The organism is Arthrobacter sp. H14, assembly GCF_000520495.1.
Lineage (GTDB): Bacteria > Actinomycetota > Actinomycetes > Actinomycetales > Micrococcaceae > Arthrobacter_C.
The window spans coordinates 99,905-105,015 of sequence record NZ_KI914644.1 but is presented as its reverse complement, the minus strand read 5'-3'; the positions used below and the strand labels follow the sequence as shown (position 1 = coordinate 105,015).

General features: G+C 64.4%; 6 protein-coding genes and 1 pseudogene. 1 reads left to right on the top strand and 6 read right to left on the bottom strand.

What is annotated here, in order from left to right; all coding sequences use genetic code 11:
• Positions 1 to 137: 137 nt before the first annotated feature.
• The 6 genes from Y707_RS0108200 to Y707_RS0108175 form a co-directional block, all read right to left on the bottom strand.
• Positions 138 to 617, bottom strand: coding sequence for a hypothetical protein (locus Y707_RS0108200; protein ID WP_155852830.1), 480 nt, complete (start codon positions 615 to 617; stop codon positions 138 to 140).
• A gap of 20 nt (positions 618 to 637) precedes the next feature.
• Positions 638 to 1,192, bottom strand: a complete 555-nt coding sequence (locus tag Y707_RS0108195; protein ID WP_026534717.1) for a dihydrofolate reductase family protein — start codon at positions 1,190 to 1,192, stop codon at positions 638 to 640.
• Between the two features lie 74 nt (positions 1,193 to 1,266).
• Complete coding sequence (locus Y707_RS0108190; RefSeq protein ID WP_035780839.1) at positions 1,267 to 2,565, bottom strand: permease prefix domain 1-containing protein; 1,299 nt, start codon at positions 2,563 to 2,565, stop codon at positions 1,267 to 1,269.
• Positions 2,562 to 2,924 (bottom strand): PadR family transcriptional regulator, encoded by a 363-nt coding sequence (locus Y707_RS0108185; RefSeq protein WP_026534715.1) that lies wholly within the window; start codon positions 2,922 to 2,924, stop codon positions 2,562 to 2,564. Before Y707_RS0108185 ends, Y707_RS0108190 begins: the two co-directional genes overlap by 4 nt.
• A gap of 83 nt (positions 2,925 to 3,007) precedes the next feature.
• Complete coding sequence (locus tag Y707_RS28900; protein ID WP_275451199.1) at positions 3,008 to 3,727, bottom strand: alpha/beta fold hydrolase; 720 nt, start codon at positions 3,725 to 3,727, stop codon at positions 3,008 to 3,010.
• 92 nt (positions 3,728 to 3,819) lie between these two features.
• The gene (locus tag Y707_RS0108175; RefSeq protein WP_026534713.1) at positions 3,820 to 4,758 is read right to left on the bottom strand and encodes a LysR family transcriptional regulator; all 939 of its coding nucleotides are present in this window, start codon (positions 4,756 to 4,758) and stop codon (positions 3,820 to 3,822) included.
• Positions 4,759 to 4,830: 72 nt separating this feature from the next.
• Between Y707_RS0108175 and Y707_RS31360 the strand changes: the two are divergent.
• Positions 4,831 to 5,111: pseudogene (locus Y707_RS31360) on the top strand (hypothetical protein); the annotation flags it as partial.

The following is a 5,111-nucleotide window of genomic DNA, read 5'->3' as shown; positions in this document are numbered from 1 at the left end:
CGGTGAGTTCTTCACCCAGGCGGAAGGTCCGGTTGTCCCACCCCTGCTGCGCGACCGGCTCTACAGTGAGGTGATTCCACTGCGGGAACTGTTCGGAGATCAGGCGGCGGACAAGGTCGGTGCTGATTTCCATATCTTCAACAGTAGAAGATTCCGTCCACCAACCATCGGCTGGCTGCAATGTAGGCCATGGGGGCAATCCACGCTCCCACGACCCACGGCCATGGATGGCGGGCAAGAGTGCTGATGCCCGCTCCGGCGAGGACGGACACCGTGGCCGCCAGTGCCGGAACGATAAGCGTGGACAACTGCCCCGGTGCGCATAGCGGAATGAGCAGCCATACCGTGGGACCGCCCAGCGGGATCGCCCCTTGTGATAACAACGACAGCAGCGCCGGCAGCCACAACCCAATGAGCGCGAGCGCTGACCACGCGACGGTGGAGCGTGCCGGGCTCCGCGGCCAAAGCCGCAGGCGGACGCGGTGGGCAATGAGCGGCAGCAGGAGCAACGACGCGACGACCCCGAGGAGCGGAATGCTGAAGGCCAGAAAGACGGGGACGGCCAGCAATACGATGCTGCCAGCTGTTCGGGTTGGTGCGGTTGGGGAGGCGCTCATCGAGGACCGGTGTTGATAACTTAGGCGACGTCGTAGCGCAGCCACATCATGCCGTTCCCGAAACGGCGTTCCTCGCGCAGCACCAGCGGCACCTTGGACTTGGGGTAGTAAGCCTTGCCCGAACCGATGATGATCGGGGCGATCATTATCTGGACCTCGTCGACAAGGCCGGCACGGAATGCGTGGGCGGCCAGATCCGGGCCGGCGATGTTGATGTCGGCCCTGGCCTGGACCTTCAATTGCCGGACCTCATCGGCGTCGAAATCACGACGAAGTTCCGTTTTCCGCGTCCACACTTCCGGCAGGGTGGTGGAGTACACGATTTTGTCCGCTGCCTGCCAGACCCGCGCGAAGTTCGCGGATTCGGGCGACTGGGCGGCAGCGGCCGGGTCGTTCTCCCAGACATACATCAACTCATACATTCTGCGCCCATAGAGGTAGGTGCCCACGGATTCTTCCTGGTGATTCAGGAAGGCCAGCACCTCCTCGTCCGGCACAGCCCAGTCGAAACTCCCCGACTCATCGGCAATGTAACCGTCGAGGGAACTGATAATCAAGTAAATCAGCCGGCCCATCGGAAGTCCTTCCCTTGAAGAAATCCACATCCCGTTGCAGAGATCATCCCACCATTTGGCTGCGGATGCGCTGATCAGCCGAAGTTGAATATGGGCGGAAAGACCACGACGACGGCGGCCCAGGCACCGTAGACCGGCAGGTACCGCGTTTGCCAGCGCACCAGGGCGGTAAATTGCCGCCGCCGGCGCAGGAACCCGACGGAAAGCCAGGCCGACCACAGCAGATGCACCAGCAGCAGGAGGTTCAGCCCGAGCGCGGCAACCTTGTTGGGACTGAATCCGAACTCGGCGATCCGGGTCAGCTGCAGGACGTCGGGCAATCCGGGTGGCTTGAGCGAATCCCGTGCGGAAATAGAGTAGAGCAGCAGGGACAGCACGAGGATGAGGATCGCGTCCATCAGGATGAGCAGTTCGCGGTCGACGTCGGCAAGGCCACCACCGGCGGCGGCGAGCACCACCAGCAGAACCAGCAGCATGGCAATCGTTAGTGGCGTGAAGACGCGCGTCAGCACGGGGGCGATGTTCTCGACGACGTTCTGCTTCGCCTCGACGAGCCACGCCGCGACGACGAGCGCGCCAGGCACGGCGAATGGCAGGATCCAGTCCTCCAGCACCGGTTCGAGGTCGGTTCCGGCGAGCTGCAGGGTCGCGAAGGTGAGTCCGATCAGGACGGCACCGCCGATGGCCAGGAGCGTGAAGTAGATCGCGAGTTCGCCGGTGAACCGCGCGAAGTCCATGCGCCGGCTGTCAGAGCGCCACCTCCCTCCGACATACGCCACACCTGTCAGCAGCCACAGCACAACCGGGGCGTGCAGTATTGCGAGCAATTCGGTGGAACCGCCGGAGGCAAACGGGTAGATGTTGAGCACCACCGCCAGCACGGCGAAGGGGATGAGCAGCATCGCCAATACGCCTACGGTCAGCTGTCGCTTCCAGGCGAAGTACGCGCCAAGGAAGGGGAAAGCGAGCAGGCCGAGGTTGCGTGCCAGTGCCGCGCCGTCGTCGAGCCAGGTGAGGCCCAGCTTGACCGCTACCCCAGCCCCCGCGGCGAGCGCCAGGACTACTGCCAGCTCGCGCCACGGCGGCGCTCCGCCGTCGTCGGAATCCTCTGGTACAAGCGCGAGCTGCTTCCACAGCCGGTCGGAGTGCTCGCGGGCAAACTCGCGTGAGACGGCGTCGAGGTTGCCCAGGCGTTTGATCGCCACCAGGAACGCCTCCTCGTCGTCGAGCCCGGTCGCCTGCCGGTCGGCAATCTGCTCGCGCAGGTGATCCTCCATCTCGTCGACGTCGGCCGGAGAGATGGCCTGACGCCGCTGGACGTAGCCGCGCCACCGGTCAATCCGGGCCTCCAGTTCAGGACGCAGCTCCATCATGCCCACCTCTCCTCCACAGCCGGAGGCCGCTGGGCGTTGTGCCACACCTGCCGCAACGCGTCGGCGACGACGGTCCACTGCTCCTGCCGGTCGGCGAGCGCTTCCCTGCCCGACGGCGTGATCGCGTAGTGCTTGCGGCGGCGCCCTGCCTCGGATGTCCCCCACGACGACGACACATAGCCGAGCCGTTCGAGCCGGTGCAGCAGCGGGTAGAGCATCCCGTCGGTCCACTGCATGGAACCATCCGAAAGCTCCGCCACGCGTTTGAGGATCGCGTAGCCGTACAGGTCACCGTCCAACAGGATGCCCAGCACGAGCGGGGTGGCCGATGCAGCGACGAGGTCCTTATCGATGCGCATCCCGCGCCTCCTATACCTAGATCTACAAGGTATCTAACCATAGCAGTTCTAGGTATACCAAGTGCTGCAACAGTAAGGGTCTTTTACCGTTGTCTCGAAAGGAACCGGTCCAGATATTCGGCGATCAATTCGGGGGCACTATCAACCGCTTCGTGACCCTGATATTGGAGTGTGGCGACCGTTGCGGCTGACAAGGTGCCGGCGAGGCTCATCGTCACATCTGCGGCCCAGGGAGGACCCTCGCTGCCCCTCAGCAGCAGCACCGGCTGCACGACGTCAGCCGCCAAGGCGGACACATCAACCGCCGCCAGCGCCTCGGCTTCGCGCACCAGAGTCCGCTCAACAATCGGCATCGGGTCGTATCCCACGTCGCGGTCCCGCAACAGCTCGACCTCCCCGGGGCGCATTCCGACGACGTCGACCAGGAAACTGAACATCGCCCGACCGGGCTGCCCCTGGTCAATCATGTCCCGCATACGGCCTATCCACTCCGCCGATACCGTCGTCGTGCCAGGAGGCTCATAGAGGACAAGCCGGCGCACCGATGGGGATTGAGCTGCCGCGCCTAACGCGCACAGCGCTCCGTAGCTGTGCCCGAATACGTCGATCGGCGCACCCTGTTGCATCGAGAGGTTTTCGGCGAGAGCGGCCACGTCTGCACACTCCGCTGCGAGCGTGTAAGACGTGCCATCCCCACTCAAGCCCCGCCCGCGCCGATCCATCGCCGTCACGCGGAAGCGACTGCCCAGCACGGGCCACAACGGAGACCAACGAGCGGAACTGCACATGCCACCGTGAACCATCAGTAACGCTGGGCCCGTTCCGCCCTGGACAAAGCCGATTCTGGTCCCATCAGCACTGACGACAGACCCTCGCTTCCCATCCATGGGCATCGTCACTCCGCCTCGTCTCCGACGGGCTGAGGTGGCGGAAGCAACGATGCCGCTGTAGCGGAGATAGTCCCCAGAGCAGACGCAACCATCGGATGCTCCCGGCCGCCGAGACGGGTTGCGGCGAGGATGCGGCGGGCTGGTGCGGGTTCGCCGCGCAGAGGGATACGCGTGACTGGCCATTCTTCGTGCAACCGGGCGAGCCGCGGAACGAGCATGACACCAAATTCGTGTGCCACCAGGGCGGTTCCGGTGTCCCATTCATCGGCATGGTGAGCGATATTGGGAGTGAACCCGGCGGCCATGCACGCCGTAACCACCAGATGGTGGTAGGCACTGCCCGGCCGTCCCACGATCCAGGGTTCATCAGCGGCGTCAGCCAGGGTGGCCGTGGCGCGGTCGGCCAAAGGATGCTGGTCAGGAACGATCAGGTCGAGTGGGTCATCAAGGAGCGGCCGTTGATCAAATCGGCTGTCGGACGACGGCGGGGTCTGGGCCGTGGCCGTCAGCAGCGCGAGGTCGGCATCGCCGGCCAGCAGCAGGTCAAAGCACCTGCCCGGCTCGGCTTCGATCACCCGTACGCTGAGTTGCGGGTAGCGGTCCCGCAGGGCCGCTGCAGCCGGAGGCAACAGGTGCGTGGCCGCGGTGGAGAATCCACACAGCGTGAAGGAGCCTCCCGGTTCGTCGACGGCGGCAGCCAGTTCGGCCTTGGCGCGCTCGACTTGCTCATACAGAACGTCGGCATGGCGCAGCACCGTTCTCGCCGCGGCGGTCAGCCGGATGCCCCGTCCCGATTGAGACAACAGCTCGACGCCCAGTTCGGCGGCCAACTGACGCAGCTGATGTGAAACCGCGGAAGGCGTGTAGTGCAATGCCGCCGCCGCAGCGGTCACCGTGCCGTGATGGGCAACCATTTGCAGCACCCGCAGCTTCGAATCGATCATGCAAACATATTACACAATAACGTGCTGAATTGTTTGCTTCTCTTCAGTAATCATCACTGCCAAGCTGAAACCATGCCCCTCAACGTTCCCGCTGCCGCCGATGCCACGCGCGCTCTCCGCCCCCAGATGATTCATGGCTCCAAAGCCGAGGCACGGACGGCGGTCTACCTGCTCCTGGTGCTAACGGCGGGTGCTTATCTGCCCACTCCTCTCTACCCGGCCTACCAGCAGGCCTTCGGATTTACCGACCTGACGATGGTGCTGATCTATGCGACCTTCGCGCTGGTCAGCGCCCCCGCGCTGCTGCTCTTCGGGCCGGCCTCGGATGTGCTCGGCCGGCGATCCGTACTAAG